At 69.3% G+C, this 17241-nt stretch carries 18 protein-coding genes; 14 read left to right on the top strand and 4 right to left on the bottom strand.

Annotated elements, in window-relative coordinates:
- Window positions 1-4 precede the first annotated feature (4 nt).
- The 3 genes from NQV17_RS23090 to NQV17_RS23100 are packed head-to-tail and all read left to right on the top strand — an operon-like array spanning window position 5 to window position 2907.
- On the top strand, window positions 5-967 hold the full coding sequence (locus tag NQV17_RS23090) for a complex I NDUFA9 subunit family protein (protein WP_044847866.1): 963 nt from the start codon (window positions 5-7) through the stop codon (window positions 965-967).
- Window positions 968-1021: 54 nt separating this feature from the next.
- Complete coding sequence (locus tag NQV17_RS23095) at window positions 1022-1669, top strand: glutathione S-transferase family protein (protein ID WP_257774013.1); 648 nt, start codon at window positions 1022-1024, stop codon at window positions 1667-1669.
- Window positions 1666-2907: a multifunctional CCA addition/repair protein gene (locus NQV17_RS23100; protein ID WP_257774014.1), complete on the top strand. Its 1242-nt coding sequence runs from the start codon at window positions 1666-1668 to the stop codon at window positions 2905-2907. Before NQV17_RS23095 ends, NQV17_RS23100 begins: the two co-directional genes overlap by 4 nt.
- A 90-nt stretch (window positions 2908-2997) precedes the next feature.
- Here the strand turns inward: NQV17_RS23100 and NQV17_RS23105 are convergent, their stop codons facing one another.
- A complete protein-coding gene (locus tag NQV17_RS23105) occupies window positions 2998-3810 on the bottom strand; it encodes a helix-turn-helix domain-containing protein (RefSeq protein ID WP_257774015.1) in 813 nt (270 codons plus the stop codon).
- A 441-nt stretch (window positions 3811-4251) separates the two neighbouring features.
- On the opposite strand from NQV17_RS23105, the gene NQV17_RS23110 reads away from it, so the two are divergent.
- Window positions 4252-6102 carry a M24 family metallopeptidase gene (locus tag NQV17_RS23110; protein WP_257774016.1) on the top strand — a complete coding sequence of 617 codons (1851 nt, stop codon included), beginning with the start codon at window positions 4252-4254 and terminating at the stop codon, window positions 6100-6102.
- Between the two features lie 247 nt (window positions 6103-6349).
- Here NQV17_RS23110 and NQV17_RS23115 read toward each other — a convergent pair whose 3' ends face one another.
- From NQV17_RS23115 to flgA, 3 genes are all read right to left on the bottom strand, one after another.
- The gene (locus tag NQV17_RS23115) at window positions 6350-6790 is read right to left on the bottom strand and encodes a flagella synthesis protein FlgN (RefSeq protein WP_039317824.1); all 441 of its coding nucleotides are present in this window, start codon (window positions 6788-6790) and stop codon (window positions 6350-6352) included.
- Window positions 6791-6875: 85 nt separating this feature from the next.
- Window positions 6876-7208 (bottom strand): flagellar biosynthesis anti-sigma factor FlgM, encoded by a 333-nt coding sequence (flgM, locus tag NQV17_RS23120; protein ID WP_044847871.1) that lies wholly within the window; start codon window positions 7206-7208, stop codon window positions 6876-6878.
- A gap of 120 nt (window positions 7209-7328) precedes the next feature.
- Complete coding sequence (gene flgA / locus NQV17_RS23125; RefSeq protein ID WP_257774017.1) at window positions 7329-8399, bottom strand: flagellar basal body P-ring formation chaperone FlgA; 1071 nt, start codon at window positions 8397-8399, stop codon at window positions 7329-7331.
- Window positions 8400-8604: 205 nt separating this feature from the next.
- On the opposite strand from flgA, the gene NQV17_RS23130 reads away from it, so the two are divergent.
- The 10 genes from NQV17_RS23130 (at window position 8605) to NQV17_RS23175 (ending at window position 17125) form a co-directional block, all read left to right on the top strand.
- A complete protein-coding gene (locus NQV17_RS23130; protein ID WP_257774018.1) occupies window positions 8605-9093 on the top strand; it encodes a flagellar basal body rod protein FlgB in 489 nt (162 codons plus the stop codon).
- Between the two features lie 37 nt (window positions 9094-9130).
- Window positions 9131-9556 carry a flagellar basal body rod protein FlgC gene (gene flgC, locus NQV17_RS23135; protein WP_044847874.1) on the top strand — a complete coding sequence of 142 codons (426 nt, stop codon included), beginning with the start codon at window positions 9131-9133 and terminating at the stop codon, window positions 9554-9556.
- Between the two features lie 67 nt (window positions 9557-9623).
- Window positions 9624-10370 (top strand): flagellar hook assembly protein FlgD, encoded by a 747-nt coding sequence (locus NQV17_RS23140; RefSeq protein ID WP_257774019.1) that lies wholly within the window; start codon window positions 9624-9626, stop codon window positions 10368-10370.
- A 28-nt stretch (window positions 10371-10398) separates the two neighbouring features.
- Window positions 10399-11640: a flagellar hook protein FlgE gene (gene flgE / locus NQV17_RS23145; protein ID WP_257774020.1), complete on the top strand. Its 1242-nt coding sequence runs from the start codon at window positions 10399-10401 to the stop codon at window positions 11638-11640.
- Window positions 11641-11660: 20 nt separating this feature from the next.
- Entirely contained in the window at window positions 11661-12419 is a 759-nt protein-coding gene (gene flgF / locus NQV17_RS23150; protein WP_257774021.1) for a flagellar basal-body rod protein FlgF, read from the top strand.
- Between the two features lie 35 nt (window positions 12420-12454).
- A complete protein-coding gene (gene flgG, locus NQV17_RS23155) occupies window positions 12455-13243 on the top strand; it encodes a flagellar basal-body rod protein FlgG (RefSeq protein ID WP_014895799.1) in 789 nt (262 codons plus the stop codon).
- Between the two features lie 21 nt (window positions 13244-13264).
- A complete protein-coding gene (gene flgH / locus NQV17_RS23160; RefSeq protein ID WP_044847878.1) occupies window positions 13265-13954 on the top strand; it encodes a flagellar basal body L-ring protein FlgH in 690 nt (229 codons plus the stop codon).
- 5 nt (window positions 13955-13959) lie between these two features.
- A complete protein-coding gene (locus NQV17_RS23165) occupies window positions 13960-15138 on the top strand; it encodes a flagellar basal body P-ring protein FlgI (protein WP_124486647.1) in 1179 nt (392 codons plus the stop codon).
- Window positions 15139-16137: a flagellar assembly peptidoglycan hydrolase FlgJ gene (gene flgJ, locus NQV17_RS23170; protein WP_044847879.1), complete on the top strand. Its 999-nt coding sequence runs from the start codon at window positions 15139-15141 to the stop codon at window positions 16135-16137.
- Between the two features lie 232 nt (window positions 16138-16369).
- Window positions 16370-17125, top strand: coding sequence for a flagellar brake protein (locus tag NQV17_RS23175; RefSeq protein ID WP_044847880.1), 756 nt, complete (start codon window positions 16370-16372; stop codon window positions 17123-17125).
- Window positions 17126-17241: the final 116 nt, after the last annotated feature.

The raw sequence follows: 17241 nt of genomic DNA on the forward strand, positions 1-17241 counted from the left end.
AACAATGGATCGCCAGACCGTCGCGCTGCTGGGCGGCACCGGCTTCATCGGCAGCCGGCTCGTCAACGCGCTGATCGACGCCGGCAAGCAGGTGCGGATCGGCACGCGGCGGCGCGAGCACGCACGCCACCTGCAGATGCTGCCGGTCGAGATCGTCGAGCTCGACGCGCTCGATACGCGCACGCTCGCCCGGTTCGTCGCCGGCGCGCATGCGGCCGTCAATCTCGTCGGCGTGCTGCACGGCGGCCGCGGCACGCCGTACGGGCCCGGGTTCGAGCGCGCGCACGTCGCGCTGCCGGCCGCGCTGGCCGCCGCGTGCGTCGAAGTCGGCGTGCGGCGCGTGCTGCACATGAGCGCGCTCGGCGCCGATTCGCACGGCCCGAGCATGTACCAGCGCTCGAAGGGCGACGGCGAGGCCGCGCTGCATGCGGTCGCGGCGACCGATTCGCTCGCGCTGACGATCTTCCGCCCGTCGGTCGTGTTCGGCCCCGGCGACGCGTTCCTGAACACGTTCGCGAACCTGCAGCGCACGCTGCCGGTGCTGCCGCTCGCGATGCCCGACGCGCGCTTCCAGCCGGTGTTCGTCGGCGACGTCGTGCGCGCGTTCGTCAACACGCTGGATCTCGCGGCCGCGCACGGCAAGACCTACGAACTCGGCGGGCCGACCGTCTACACGCTCGAGCAGCTGGTGCGCTATTGCGGCACGCTGGTCGGCAGGCAGGCACGCATCGTGCGGCTGCCCGACGCGCTCGCGCGGCTGCAGGCGAGCGTGTTCGAATGCCTGCCCGGCGAGCCGGTGATCACGCGCGACAATCTCGCGTCGATGTCGGTGCCGAACGTGCTGTCCGGGCCGCTCGCACCGGAACTCGGGATCTCGCCCGCGAGTCTCGAGAGTATCGCGCCCGCGTATCTGGGCCACGCCGCGCGGCGCTCCCGCTTCGACTGGTTCCGCTCGCGCCGCCGCTAGGCGCCGCGGACCGTCGCTTCCGTCATTCACTTTCGCGTTTTCCGGAACACCGCCATGAAACTCGTCATTGGAGACAAGAATTACTCGTCGTGGTCGATGCGGCCGTGGCTGCTGCTCGCGCATTTCGGCATCCCGTTCGACGAGATCGTGATCGAACTGCGCCGCGACGACACGGCCGCGCGCATCCGCGAGTATTCGCCGACCGGCAAGGTGCCGTGCCTGGTCGACGACCACGGCGTCGCGATCTGGGATTCGCTCGCGATCGCCGAGACCCTCGCCGAGCGCTATCCGCAGTTCCCGATGTGGCCGGCCGATCCGCTCGATCGCGCGCATGCGCGCTGCATCTCGGCCGAGATGCATTCGGGCTTCGCCGCGCTGCGCACGCAGATGGGAATGAGCGTGCGCGCGTCGATGCCGGGGCGCGGCGCGACGCCCGAGGCGCTCGCCGACGTCGCGCGCATCGACGCGCTGTGGAGCGCGTGCATCGAGGCCTCGGGCGGCCCGTTCCTGTTCGGCGAATTCGGCATCGCCGATGCGATGTATGCGCCCGTCGTGATGCGCTTCAACACGTATGCGCCGGCGCTGTCGCCGGAAGCGGCCGGGTATGCCGCGCGCGTGACGGCACTGCCGGCGGTGCAGCGCTGGATCGATGGCGCGCGCCGCGAAACCAACGTGATCGCCGAATACGAACCGACGCCATGAACATCTACGCAGTAGGCGGAGCGATCCGCGACGAATTGCTCGGCGAGCCGGTGCAGGACCGCGACTACGTGGTGGTGGGCGCGACGCCCGAGCAGATGGCCGCGCAGGGCTTCCGTCCGGTCGGCAAGGATTTCCCCGTGTTCCTGCATCCGGACACGCAGGAGGAATACGCGCTCGCGCGCACCGAGCGCAAGACGGCAGCCGGTTATCACGGCTTCCAGTTCTACTATGCGCCGGACGTGACGCTCGAAGAGGATCTCGCGCGGCGTGACCTGACGATCAACGCGATGGCGCGCGAAGTGAGCCCGGAGGGTGCGCTGGTCGGCCCGGTGATCGATCCGTTCGACGGGCAGGCCGACCTGCGCGCACGCGTGTTTCGGCACGTGGGCGACGCGTTCGTCGAGGATCCGGTGCGGATCCTGCGGATCGCGCGCTTTGCCGCGCGCTTCGCCGATTTCACGGTCGCGGACGACACGCTCGCGCTGATGCGGCGGATGGTCGACGCGGGCGAAGCGGATGCGCTAGTGCCCGAGCGCGTGTGGCAGGAGATCGCGCGCGGGCTGATGGAGGTGAAACCGTCGCGGATGTTCGCGGTGCTGCGCGACTGTGGCGCGCTCGCGCGCATCCTGCCCGAGGTCGACGCGCTGTGGGGCGTGCCGCAGCGCGCCGACTACCACCCGGAAGTCGACACCGGCGTGCACGTGATGATGGTCGTCGACTACGCGGCGAAGCAGGGCTATTCGCTGCCGGTGCGCTTCGCGGCGCTCACGCACGATCTCGGCAAGGCGACGACGCCCGCCGACGTGCTGCCGCGCCATGTCGGCCACGAAGGCCGCAGCGTCGACCTCATCAAGCCGCTGTGCGAGCGGCTGCGCGTGCCGAACGATTGCCGCGATCTCGCGCTGGTGGTCGCGCGCGAGCACGGCAACCTGCATCGCGTGATGGAAATGGGCGCGGCCGCGCTGGTGCGCTTCTTCGAGCGCAGCGACGCGCTGCGCAAGCCGGCGCGCTTCGCCGAGATGCTGCAGGCGTGCGAAGCGGATGCGCGCGGCCGGCTCGGGCTCGACACGCAGCCGTATCCGCAGGCCGAGCGGCTGCGCGTGGCGCTGGTGGCGGCGCGCAGCGTCGACGCGGGCGCGATCGCGCGCGGTGTCGGCAACGATGCGATGCAGATCAAGGACGCCGTGCATCGCGCGCGGGTCGAGGCCGTCAAACAGGCGCTGGCGATCGCGGAATAGGCGGGGGAATCGGGTTGCGAATCAGGCCGTGAATCGATTCCGCAAATCGTGCGGACCGCGCCGAGCGGTGCGCCGCCCGGCCGCCAGCCGTCATTTCTTCATGCGCTCGGCGGTGCGGCGCGCCGGCGTGGCGGCAGCCGGGCGCTTGCCGGTGGCCGCGCGGGACTTCCCGGCAGCCGGCTTGGCCGCGGCGCGGGCCGGCTTGTCGGCGGGCGGCGCGGCGTCCGCGTCGCGCTCCCGCGTCGGTGCCGGTTCGCGGCGGCTCACGCGCGGCTCGCCCGGCGTCGCGCCGGCATCGCGCGCGAGCAGCCTGATTTTCATCGCCGCGGATCCCAACTCGGCGCAGTTGTCGTCGAAGAGGGGCAGCGTGCCGACCGCGATCAGCTCCGCGGGCCCGTCGCCGACGTTCGCGACGCGATGGCGCTTCCTCGCGTCGAAGTGCAGCGAATCACCGGGCGACAGCGGGTAATCCTTCTTGCCGATCGTGTAGCAGAGCCGGCCGGTCAGCACGTACACGAACTCGTCGCCGCCGTGCGCGACCCATTCCGACCGGTAGCCCTCCATCATCCGGACCTTGAGCGCGTTGATCTGGCTGCCGTGGAAGGTGGTGGACAGCCGCTCGTACCACTGCGACGCGGCGTCGACCGCGTACGGTTCGCGGCGGCCCGCGTGCGAGTCGGGCTGCGCCTGGCGCGGCTGGTCGATCAGCGTGCCGAGCGGCACGCCGAGCGCCTTCGCGACGTTGACGAGCGATGACAGCGAGATGCCGGTCAGATGGCGCTCGACCTGCGACAGGAACCCGACCGACAGGTTCGCTTCGGTCGCGACTTCCAGCAGCGTCTTCTTCGCTTCCCGGCGCAGGCGGCGAATGCGCTGGCCGATACGCATGATGTCTGAATCCATGGATCTCTTTCGTGGCAACGAGTCGGGAGGCGAGCGAGGGGGGCGGCGCAGTCGCCGGACGTTGCTGTTCCGCGAATTGCACGAAGCACGGCCGTCGGGACGACGATGCGCGCGCATTGTACCGCGCAGTCGCGCCGGTCCGCCGCCACGCCGCCCACCGCACGCACCGCACGCACCGCACGCACCGCACGCACCGGTAATTTTAGCCCTACGAAAATTTTAGCTTGACCTCAATTTCACCGTGCTCTAGATTCTGTCGCACGCATCAAACAAAGTTAAGTGAGACAAAAATTTTCCCGAGAGCCTGCTGCTGGAACGGCACCACGGCCCGGCTGCCAGCCGGGCCGTGCGTCGTCCGCGCGCGGGCAGCGTGCCGCGTGAGGCGTGCGCCATGCCGCGTGACGCCGCCGGCCGCCGACAACAATCCATAACGGGTATCCGATGATCGATCGACTGAAATACAGCTTCTCCGGCCTTCCCCCGTACGACGCGTCCGTCGCCGACACCCAGGCCGGCCTGTCGCGCCTGCTCGACGCCGCCCGGCTCGACGCGGTCGTGGTCACGTCGCAGGACGAGTACATCACCGAATACCTGCCGCGCCGCAACAACCCGCGCTACGCGCTGTCGGGCTTCGACGGCTCGGCCGGCTGCGGCATCTTCCTGAGCGCGGCGACCGCCGAGGCGCTCGGCGTGCCGCCGTTCGTGCTGTTCGTCGACGGCCGCTATCACCTGCAGGCCGAACAGCAGTGCGACCCGGCGCGCGTGCGCATCGAGAAGCTCGGCATGAACGTGACGATCTGGCAGGCGCTGGCCGACTGGCTGCTCGCGCACGCGAGCCGGCTCGCGCGGGTCGGCTACGACGCGCTGCGGATCAGCGTCGCGCAGCGCGACCGGCTGGTCGAGCAGACGCAGGCGGCATCGCTCGACTGGACGAGCCTCGTCGAGCGCGAGATCGACCGCGCGATCGCGCTGCCGGGCTGGGTGGTCGAGCGGCCGATCTTCGAGCTGCCGGAAGCGATGACGGGCGCGAGCGTCGCGCAGAACCTCGACGCGCTGAACCGGCGGCTCGCCGCGCACACGGGCGCCGCGCCCGGCACGACCGCGTTCTTCACGTGCGCGTCGGACGACCTCGCGTACCTGCTGAACAGCCGCGGCTATCACATCCCGAATGCGTCGTCGCACCTGGGCTTCCTGTTCACGGTCGGCGAGCAGGTCGCGCTGTTCCTGCCGGAGGGCTGCGACCGCTGCCCGGTCGAACTGGCGTCGTATCCGGCGCTGCACGTGATCCGGCGCGACTTCGCCGAACTCGAGCGCTTCCTCGCGCGGTTCGCGGTCGAGCACGTGTGTTACGGGTTCGAGTCGGTCAACTGCGCGCTCGTCGAGTCGGTGCGCCGCGTGTGGCCGCACGCGCGGCACGCCGACTTCAACCCGGTCGAGGCGCTGCGGGCCGGCAAGACGCCGGCGGTGCTCGACCGGTTCCGCGACGCGTTCGCGCGCAGTTCGGCGGCGATCGCCGAAACGATGCGCTGGGCGAAGGCCGGCGAGCCGGGGCAGCGCCATACCGAGTACGACCTGGCCCGCACGATCAACGACGCGTACGGCGCCCGCTCGGCGGTCGCGCTGACCTTCCCGTCGATCGCGGCGAACGGCGCGAACAGCGCGTTCGCGCACTACACGGCGGCGAGCGCCGACGTCGAGCTGACCGAAGGCGAACTCGTGCTGCTCGACAGCGGCGCATACTACGACGCCGGTTTCGCGACGGACTGCACGCGCGTCGTGCTGCGCCGCACGCGGCCGGAGACGGTCGCGCAGCCGTGGCAGCGCGAGATCTACACGGTCGCGCTGAAGGCCTGCATCAAGGGGCTCGTCACGCGCTTCCCGAAGACGGCGACGGGCGGCGACGTCGACGCGGCGGTGCGCCAGGTCTGCCGCGACCACGGCTACGATTTCGGTCACGGCACCGGGCACGGCGTCGGGATCCACGTGCACGAGGGCGGCGTGCGGTTCGCGCCGGGCGCGCAGTACGGGCTGGTGCCGAACGCGGTGATTTCGGTCGAGCCCGGCATCTACGTGCCGGGCAAGGGCGGCGTGCGGATCGAGAACATCGTGATCGTGCGCGCGGACGACGACGCATCGGACACCGTCGCGTTCGAGAACATCGTCACGGTCGGCTACGACTGGGACCTGATCGACGTCGAACTGCTGAACGACGACGAGCGCGCGTACCTGCGCGACTACGAACGGCTTTGCGTGGAGCGCGGTACGCAAGTCACCGCGTGTCCGCTGCTGTAAGGCGGGGAAGGGACGCGCGGCCGCAGGCGGGCCGCGCGACGCACGCGCAGCGCGTCGATGCGCTGGCGTGACCGGGTCCGTCGGGAATCGGTACGTCAGTGAATCGGTGCGTCAGTGAAACGGTACGTCAGAGAATCGGTACGTCAGAGAATCGGTACGTCAGAGAATCGGTACGTCAGAGAATCGGTACGTCAGAGAATCGGTACGTCAGGGAATCGGTGCGTCAGGGAATCAGTACGTCGGAGAATCAGCGCATCAGCGCCGATACCCGCCCGTCGGGCCCGTACACACCGGCCGGCGCGGGCGCCGAGCGCAGCACCGCGAGCGCGCGCTCGTTGTAGTCCATCCGGATCCGGATCAGCATCCCGTTGGTCGCATTGGCCTGGCGCGCGCGTTCGGCGGCCTGCAGCAGCAACTGCCAGCGGCCGGCGAGGCGTGCGTCGCGCTCGGCGGCCTGGTCCATCCCTTTCTTGCCGGCCGGAAAGCCGAGCGCGGACAGCTGCGTGTCGCGCGTGCGCTCGAGCTGCGCGAGCCGGTCGATCAGCGCGCTCTTCTTCTCGACGATGCCGGGCAGCATTTCAAGCGGCTCCGGCGTCGTCAGCGCCTTTTCCTCGTAGGCGAGCAGGGACGCGAACGCTTCGACCGTCGCGTGTTCGTCGTTGACCGTGGCCAGCAGCTCTTCTCTCATCGCGTCATGCTCGTCGCGCCGGCACGCGGGTCCGCATGCCGGCAAACCAGGGGACCGGTCAGGGCGTGACGGGCCCCGGGCCGGCTCAGTTGCCCTGCGAGCGCTGCTGTTGCAGCAGGTCGCGGGCGGTATTCAATACGCCGTCGGCGATCTTGTTCACGTCGATCGTCAACGTGCCGTTGTTCAGCGCGTCCTTGATCGACTGGACGAGGGCCGTGTCGATGTCGGCGCTGCCGGAGGCCGACAGCGAACGCAGCTGGCCGGACAGACCCGACAGGTTCACGCTCGTGTCGCCGCCGGTCGATCCTGCGTCGGCCGCCTGCGCGGACGACGACGAAGCCGCGCCGGATTGCGCGCGGGCCGCGCCGTTGCCGGTCGACGCGAGTGGGCTCGGGTTCGGAGTGGAATCGATCTTCACGATGGGGGTTTCCTGGACGGTATGACCCAGATAACGGCCGGGTCGGCCCGAACTTTAGCATCGTGAGCCCGAAATTCTCCGAATAAACAATTCTTTACAATCTTGCGGTGCGATCCGGCCCTACAGCGGAATTTCGACGGTCCCGGCATCCTTGACGATCGCCGTGACGATTTGCCCCGCGGCCATCCGGACCCGCACCGACTGTCCCGGCGCCGCATTCGCGAGCGCGCTGCCCTCGGCCGAGATCGTGAAGCCGGGCCCGGCCGCGACGACCCGTACCGTCTGGCCGGCCGACACCGACGCGGCGCTCTTCAGCATGTCCTGGCGCAGCGGCAGCCCGGCCGAGATCCGCGCCAGCGCGGTCGCGCCGACCGCCTGCGCGGGATCGGTGATCACCGCGAGCGGCAGCACCGTCAGGTCGCCGTCGCGTGCGACGAGGTCGGCCGCGGTGAGCGGCTCGCCGGGCGCGATCTGGCGCGCGGCGACGTAATAGGTGGCCTGCACGGCGACCTTCGCCTGCAGGTAGACGGTCCACGGCCGCTCGCCCGCGCAGCGCACGCCGACCGTCGTGCGGCCCCACAGGCGCGCGCCGGTCGGCAGGAACGGCTCGAGCGTCGTGCACGCGGCGAGCCCGCGCGGAAACGCGGCCGCGACGGTCGCGGTCGTCTTGCCCGGCAGGCCCGCGACCTGCTGCTGCAGGAATGCGAGCGCCGTGCGCCGGATCGTGTCGGGGTCCTGCTGGCCGGGCGGTGTCGCCGGCTGGGGCGCGGCGGCTACCTGGGGCGGGTTGGCGGCAGCCGCCGGTGCGCGCGGGGCCGGCGCCGTTGAAGCGACGCGGGCCGCGGCGATGGCCGGTCGCGCGGAATTCGATGCCGGGTCGGCCGCGCCGGCGACGACGGTCGCGACGGCGCCCGGATCGGCGGCGCGCCGGGCACCATAACCACCCGCACCACCCGTCATGACCACGCCCGTCCCCGAAGCCGTCCCCGCATGCCCGCCGAACTGACCACCGCTCGCCGCGTTCGCCTGCGCGAGCGCGGTCTCGGCCGTTTCACCGCGGCCGGGAATCACGATCATCCCGTCGTCCGCGTGCGCGGCCGGCACCGCGAGCCACAGCGCCGCGGCGAGCGCGAACGCACGCGACCTGCGCGTGCCGCGTCCGTGGTTGCCGCGAAGTGCGCTGCCTGTCATCGCCGTGTCCTCGAAGCCGTTGATCCGATTCGCATTCTAGGGAGCCGGGCCGTCGCGCAAACGATGAATAGAGGGGGCCTTTGCCGCGTTATTCGTCCGATTGCCGGTTGCGCCCGGCGCCTACCATCGCTGTCATGGAAAAAAGCCCCTTGGGTCGCCATCCGGCGCAACGGGCGTGCAGCGCTTCATACGGAGAGACGCACACATGCTGGACAAACTCGATGCCGAATTCGCGTTCGGCCGACAGGCGCTCGACGTGCGCGCCTATCGGCAGGAATTGCTGTCGTCGAACATCGCGAACGCCGACACGCCCGGCTACCAGGCCCGCGACACCGATTTCGCGTCGACCCTCGCGCGCTCGCTGAAGCAGGCCGGCGGCGGCCTCGCGCCGAGCAACGCCGCACAGCTGCCGATGGCGCAGCCGGCCGGCGTGACGAGCGGGATGACGATGGTGTCGACGGCACCCGGCCACATGGCCGGCACCGCGAAGCTGATGCCGACCGGCGGCCCGGCCGACGACTACGGCCGCGCGCAGTACCGGATGCCGCTGCAGCCGTCGCTCGACGGCAACACGGTCGATCTCGACGTCGAGCGCGTGCAGTTCGCGAACAACGCGCTGCACTACGAAACCGGGATGACCGTGATGACCCAGCAGATCAAGGCGATGATCGCCGCGATCTCGACGAACTCGTAAGCGCAACCGAACCCGAGCACAAGCACCAGGAGCCTCCATGCCCTCGTTGATGAACATCTTCGGCGTCGCCGGTTCGGCGCTGTCCGCGCAATCGCAGCGCCTGAACGTCACCGCGTCGAACCTCGCGAACGCCGACAGCGCGACCGGCCCCGACGGCAAGCCGTACAAGGCCAAGCAGGTCGTGTTCGCGACCGACCCGATGGGCGGCGCGCGCACCGCGTCCGGCCAGGGCGTGGGCGGCGTGCGCGTGACGAAGGTCGTCGACGATCCGTCGCCGATGAAGTCGACCTACGACCCGGCGAACCCGGCCGCCGACGCGAACGGCTACGTGCAGATGCCGAACGTCGATCCGGTGCAGGAGATGGTGAACATGATCTCGGCGTCGCGCTCGTACCAGGCCAACGTCGAGACGCTGAACACCGCGAAGACGCTGATGCTCAAGACGCTGACGATCGGCACGTAAGCCGCGCGCCGAGCGACCTTCCACACCCGGGCCCAGACCCGACCGTTTCGACACAAGGCTACCCAGGATGACTTCCTCCAGCACGACGATCGGCAGCAGCGGCACCAACGTGTCGACCCTGCCGACCGACACGATGAACACCAACAACGTGTCGACGACCGGCACCTCGGCGAGCGACCTGCAGGCGACGTTCCTGAAGCTGCTCGTCACGCAGCTGCAGAACCAGGATCCGACGAGCCCGGTCGACAGCTCGCAGATGACGTCGCAGCTCGCGCAGATCAACACCGTGAGCGGCATCGCGCAGCTGAATACGTCGCTCACGTCGCTGTCGACGCAGCTCGCGGCCGGCCAGCAGACGCAGGCCGCGCTGCTGATCGGCACGAACGTGCTCGCGCCGGGCAACAGCGTCGCGGTGAAGAGCGGCGCGGCGTCGCCGTTCGGCGTGTCGCTCACGAGCGACGTGTCGAACCTGACGATCACCGTGAAGAACAGCGCGGGCGCCGTCGTGAACACGATCAACGCGGGCCAGCAGTCGGCCGGCACGGTGCCGTTCAACTGGACGCCGACGGATACGGCCGGCAACGCGCTGCCGGACGGCAAGTACACCGTGAGCGCGCAGTACACGGGCAGCGACGGCAAGACGTACGCGCCGACCGTGCTCGCGGCCGCGCAGGTACAGAGCGTGATCAAGCAGGCCGACGGCACGGCGGGGCTCGTGCTGTCGAACGGCACGACGGTGGGCTTGACCCAGGTCGCGTCGATTTTCCCGAACACCGCGTCGTCGTCGTCCGGCGGCACGACCACCAGCAACTGATCCAGCTTTCTCGAAAACGGAGACCGAAATGGGTTATCAACAGGGTCTGAGCGGCCTCGCCGGCGCATCGAACGCGCTCGACGTGATCGGCAACAACATCGCGAACGCGAACACGGTCGGCTTCAAGTCGAGCACCGCGCAGTTCTCCGACATGTACGCGAACTCGATCGCGACGTCGGTCAACACGCAGATCGGGATCGGCACGACGCTCGCATCGGTGCAGCAGCAGTTCGGCCAGGGCACGATCAACACGACGAACTCGTCGCTCGACGTCGCGATCAACGGCAACGGCTTCTTCCAGATGTCGAACAACGGCGTGACGACGTACTCGCGCGACGGCACGTTCCAGCGCGACAAGAACGGCTTCATCGTCAACTCGGCGGGCGCGAACCTGATGGGCTACGCGGCCGGCAAGAACGGCGTGGTGAACACCGCGCAGACCGTGCCGCTGCAGGCGCCGACGACCAACATCGCGCCGACCCCGACGACCAGGATCACCGGCCAGTTCAACCTGAACTCGCAGGACACGGTGCCGGCCAAGACGCCGTTCGACCCGACCGACACCACGACCTACAACTATTCGACGTCGGTCCAGGTGTACGATTCGCTCGGCGGCTCGCAGGCGGTCAACATGTACTTCGTGAAGTCGGCGGCCGGCACGTGGGAAGCGTATGCGGGCGTGCAGGGCGGCACCGCGACCGACCTCGGCACGGTCACGTTCGACACGTCGGGCGCGATCCAGAGCACGACGACGGGCACGCCGGCCGCGCCGACCGCATCGCTCGGCCAGTTCCAGTTCAGCGTGCCGACCACCGACGGCTCGGCGACGCCGCAGAACCTCACGCTCGACCTGACCGGCACCACGCAGTACGGCGGCAAGGACGGCGTGAACAACCTCGCGCAGGACGGCTACGCGAGCGGCACGCTGACGACCTTCTCGATCGGCTCGGACGGCAAGCTGACCGGCAACTATTCGAACGGCCAGACGGCGGTGCTCGGCCAGATCGCGATCGCGAACTTCAACAACCCGAACGGGCTGACCAGCCTCGGCGGCAACCAGTACGCCGAGACGGCCGCGTCGGGCGTGCCGCAGATCTCCGCGCCGGGCAGCACGAACCACGGCACGCTGCAGGGCAGCGCGCTCGAAAACTCGAACGTCGACCTGACGTCGCAGCTCGTCAACCTGATCACCGCGCAGCGCAACTACCAGGCGAACGCGCAGACGATCAAGACGCAGCAGACCGTCGACCAGACGCTCATCAACCTGTAACGCGCGGATAACCGGCAGCCATGGACCGACTGATCTACACGGCGATGACGGGCGCGTCGCAGTCGCTCGACCAGCAGGCGATCGTCGCGAACAACCTCGCGAACGCGTCGACGACGGGTTTTCGCGCGCAGCTCGCGACCTACCGCGCGGTGCCGATGAATTTCGGCGACGGCAGCAATATCGACCCGACGACGACGCGCACCTACGTGCTCGCGTCGACGCCCGGCGCGGATTACGCGCCGGGTCCGATCACGCGCACCGGCAACCCGCTCGACGTCGCCGTGCAGGGCGCCGGCTGGCTGTCGGTGCAGACCGCCGACGGCAGCGAGGCGTACACGCGCGCCGGCAACCTGCACGTCGATGAAAACGGCCAGCTCGTCAACGCGAGCAACCTGCCGGTGCTCGGCAACGGCGGCCCGATCTCGGTGCCGCCGAACGCGGAAGTGACGATCGGCAAGGACGGCACGGTGTCCGCGCTGATGCCGGGCGACCCGCCGACGGCGGTCGCGATCGTCGACCAGATGAAGCTCGTGAACCCCGACCCGGCCACGCTCGCGCGCGGCAACGACGGGCTGTTCCGCACCGCCGACGGCAATCCGGCCGACGCGGACCCGAGCGTGGTCGTCACGCCGAATTCGCTCGAAGGCAGCAACGTGAACCCGGTGACCGCGATGGTCGCGATGATCGACAACGCACGGGCGTTCCAGCTGCAGTCGAAGCTGATCCAGACGGCCGACCAGAACGAGCAGTCGGCGAACCAGCTGCTCAACTTCAGCTGAGCGGCCCGGCCCTCGCACCCAGGAGAAGATTCAACATGAACCGTTCGCTCTACATTGCCGCCACCGGCATGAATGCGCAGCAGGCGCAGATGGACGTGATCTCGAACAACCTCGCGAACACCAGCACGAACGGCTTCAAGGCGTCGCGCGCGGTGTTCGAGGATCTGCTGTACCAGACCATCCGCCAGCCCGGCGCGAACTCGACGCAGCAGACCGAGCTGCCGTCGGGCCTGCAGCTCGGCACCGGCGTGCAGCAGGTCGCGACCGAACGCCTGTACACGCAGGGCGGCCTCACGCAGACCGGCAATTCGAAGGACGTCGCGATCAACGGCGCCGGCTTCTTCCAGGTGCTGATGCCGGACGGCACGAACGCGTACACGCGCGACGGCTCGTTCCAGACCAACGCGCAGGGCCAGCTCGTCACGTCGAGCGGCTACCAGATCCTGCCGGCGATCACGGTGCCGCAGAACGCGCAGTCGCTGACGATCGGCAAGGACGGCGTCGTGTCGGTCACGCAGCCGGGCTCGAGCAACGCGGTGCAGATCGGCTCGCTGCAGATCGCGACCTTCATCAACCCGGCCGGCCTCGAGGCGAAGGGCGAGAACCTGTTCGCCGAGACCACGTCGTCGGGCGCGCCGAACGTGTCGCAGCCGGGCCTGAACGGCGCGGGCGTGCTCAACCAGGGCTATGTCGAGGCGTCGAACGTGAACGTCGTGCAGGAGCTCGTCAACATGATCCAGACGCAGCGTGCCTACGAGATCAACAGCAAGGCCGTGACGACGTCCGACCAGATGCTGCAGACCGTCACGCAGATGAAGAGCTAACCGGAACGTCCCGTCGTCGCCATGAAGCAGGTTCGCCTCCTCCCGTCAGCCCCCGTCCGCGCCGCGTGCGCGGTCGCGGTGGCCGCGCTCGCCGGTTGCGCGCAGATTCCGCGCGACCCGATCATCCAGCAGCCGATGACGGCGCAGCCGCCGATGCCGATGTCGATGCAGGCGCCCGGCTCGATCTACAACCCCGGCTATGCGGGGCGGCCGCTGTTCGAGGATCAGCGGCCGCGCAACGTCGGCGACATCCTGACGATCATGATCGCGGAGAACATCAACGCGACCAAGTCGTCGGGCGCGAACACCAACCGCCAGGGCAACACCGACTTCAACGTGCCGACGGCCGGCTTCCTCGGCGGGCTGTTCGCGAAGGCGAACCTGTCGGCGGCCGGCACCAACAAGTTCGCGGCCACCGGCGGCGCGAGCGCGGCGAACACGTTCAACGGCACGATCACGGTGACCGTCACCAACGTGCTGCCGAACGGCAACCTCGTGGTCAGCGGCGAGAAGCAGATGCTGATCAACCAGGGCAACGAATTCGTGCGCTTCTCGGGGGTCGTCAACCCGAACACGATCTCGGGCGCGAACTCCGTCTATTCGACGCAGGTCGCCGACGCGAAGATCGAATACTCGTCGAAGGGCTACATCAACGAAGCCGAGACGATGGGCTGGCTGCAGCGCTTCTTCCTCAACATCGCACCGTGGTGATGACGATGCAGCAGCCTCTTTTCCACCGCCTGTCGTCCCGTGCGCGTGCCGTCGCGCGGATCGCCGCCGCGTTCGTGCTGGCGGCGTGCGCGCTCGGCGCGGCACCCGCGCACGCGGAGCGCCTGAAGGACCTCGCGCAGATCCAGGGCGTGCGCGACAACCCGCTGATCGGCTATGGCCTCGTCGTCGGCCTCGACGGCACGGGCGACCAGACGATGCAGACGCCGTTCACGACGCAGACGCTCGCGAACATGCTCGCGAACCTCGGCATCTCGATCAACAACGGCTCGGCCAACGGCGGGCCGTCGTCGCTGAACAACATGCAGCTGAAGAACGTCGCGGCCGTGATGGTGACCGCGACGCTGCCGCCGTTCGCGCGGCCGGGCGAGGCGCTCGACGTGACCGTGTCGTCGCTCGGCAACGCGAAGAGCCTGCGCGGCGGCACGCTGCTGCTCACGCCGCTGAAGGGCGCGGACGGGCAGGTGTACGCGCTCGCGCAGGGCAACATGGCGGTCGGCGGCGCGGGCGCGAGTGCGAACGGCAGCCGCGTGCAGGTGAACCAGCTCGCGGCCGGCCGGATCGTCGGCGGCGCGATCGTCGAGCGGGCGGTGCCGAACGCGATCGCGCAGATGAACGGCGTGCTGCAGCTGCAGCTGAACGACATGGACTACGGCACCGCGCAGCGGATCGTGTCCGCGGTCAATTCGAGCTTCGGCCCGGGCACCGCGACGGCGCTCGACGGCCGCACGATCCAGCTCGCCGCGCCGGCGGATTCCGCGCAGCAGGTCGCGTTCATGGCGCGCCTGCAGAACCTCGACGTGAGCCCGGACAAGGCCGCCGCGAAGGTGATCCTGAACGCGCGCACCGGCTCGATCGTGATGAACCAGATGGTCACGCTGCAAAGCTGCGCGGTCGCGCACGGCAACCTGTCGGTGGTCGTCAACACGCAGCCGGTGGTGTCGCAGCCGGGGCCGTTCTCGAACGGGCAGACGGTGGTCGCGCAGCAGTCGCAGATCCAGCTGAAGCAGGACAACGGCGCGCTCAAGATGGTGACGGCCGGCGCGAACCTGGCCGACGTCGTGAAGGCGCTGAACACGCTCGGCGCGACGCCGGCGGACCTGATGTCGATCCTGCAGGCGATGAAGGCGGCCGGCGCGCTGCGCGCGGACCTGGAGGTGATCTGAATGGCGGCGAATCTTCCGAACGCGAACGACCTGACGCAGCGCTTCGCCCTCGACGTGCAGGGCTTCGACGCGCTGCGCGCGCAGGCGAAGCAATCGCCGCAGGCCGGTGCGAAGGCGGTCGCGGGCCAGTTCGACGCGATGTTCACGCAGATGATGCTCAAGAGCATGCGCGACGCGTCACCCGACGGCGGGCTGCTCGATTCGCACACGTCGAAGATGTACACGTCGATGCTCGACCAGCAGCTCGCGCAGCAGATGTCGAAGCGCGGGATCGGCGTGGCCGACGCGCTGATGAAGCAGCTGCTGCGCAACGCGGGGCAGGGCACGGGCAGCGACACGGCGGCCGACGCGGGCGCGGCCGGGCTCGCCGCGGCGGGCCTGGGTGCGGCCGGCTCGGGCACGTCGGGCAACGAAGGCAGCCTCGCCGCGATGAACGCGATGGCGCGGGCCTACGCGAACGCGGCGAACAACGGCGGGCTCGCCGGCTCGCGCGGCTACACGGCCGGCAGCGCGCTGACGCCGCCGCTGAAGGGCGCGAGCGGCGTGCAGGATGCCGACGCGTTCGTCGACCGGCTCGCCGGCCCGGCGCAGGCGGCGAGCGCGACCACCGGCATCCCGGCGCGCTTCATCGTCGGCCAGGCCGCGCTCGAATCGGGCTGGGGCAAGCGCGAGATCCGCGCGAGCGACGGCTCGACAAGCTACAACGTGTTCGGCATCAAGGCGAACAAGGGCTGGACGGGCCGCACGGTGTCGGCGCTGACGACCGAATACGTGAACGGCACGCCGCGCCGCGTGGTCGCGAAATTCCGCGCGTACGACTCGTACGAGCACGCGATGACCGACTATGCGAACCTGCTGAAGAACAACCCGCGTTACGCGGGCGTGCTCAGCGCGAGCCGCAGCGTCGAGGGTTTCGCGCACGGAATGCAGAAGGCCGGTTACGCGACCGACCCGAATTACGCGAAGAAGCTGATCTCGATCATGCAGCAGATCGGCTGACGGGGCAGGGGCGCAACGGCCCGCCTGCCGACATTTCTGTTGCCTTACGGACCGCGCCCGGCATCCCGCCGCGCGCGGTTTTCAACGTTTGCGCGAAAAATACCGGCGTTTCGATCTAAACTTTCGGTGAGCACTGCCGCTAAGTGTGAGAGACCTGTAACCGGGCCATGTTCTGGCCCGGTTTTACTGCGCACCGGTCGCCCGGGCGCCCTGAAAAGAAAACCGGCTAGCCATGAATATCGAAACGTCGACCGATCCGAGCCTGGATGCGGGCCATTCCGGGCCCGACTACGCCCGCCGCAATCCGCTGGAGATCGGCGTGCAGCTGCGCAACCTCGTGAACCGGGGCGACTTCCTGACCGTCCAGTACCCGGGCGGCCAGCTCGTCACGCGCCTGCTCGAGGTCGACGTCGGCGCGCGCACGTTCACGTTCGACTGGGGCGCGCTGTCCGAGCAGAACGCCGGCATCCTCGGCGCGTCGCACTGCACCTTCGCGGCCGCGCCGGAAGGCGTGCGCGTCGAATTCACCACGAACACGCCGCGCGAGACGCGCTACGAGGGGCTGCCTGCGTTCGTCGCCGATTTCCCCGACGTGCTGATGTGCATCCAGCGCCGCGAGTATTTTCGCGTCGATGCACCGATCGTCGATCCGTTCCTGTGCCGCGGCCGGTTGCCGGACGGCGAGGGCTTCATGTTCGAGGTGCATAACCTGTCGCTCGGCGGCGTCGGCCTGCGGACCGCCGACGAGCGCGTCGAGGCGCTCGATGTCGGCACGCTGCTGCCGGGCGTCGAGCTCGAGCTGAACGGCCACGGCAAGCTGTCGCTCGACCTGCAGCTCGTGTCGCAGCGTTCGACCCAGATGCCGAACGGCTCGCGCCGCTACCAGCTCGGCTTTCGCTTCATGTCGCTGCCGGGCAGCGCGGAGAACACGCTGCAGCGCCTGATCACGCAGCTCGAGATGAAGCGCCGCTCGCTCGCGCGGGCCTGACGCATCCGTTCGCGGCTCCGCTCGGGGCCGCTTTCGCACCGGCGCCGGCAGCGTTCGCCGGGCCGCTCGCCAGACGACGCGCATGCGCGCGCCGCATGCGCATTTTTCCCTCAATT

The sequence above is a fragment of the Burkholderia sp. SCN-KJ genome, assembly GCF_024656005.1.
In the GTDB taxonomy this organism is placed as follows: domain Bacteria; phylum Pseudomonadota; class Gammaproteobacteria; order Burkholderiales; family Burkholderiaceae; genus Burkholderia.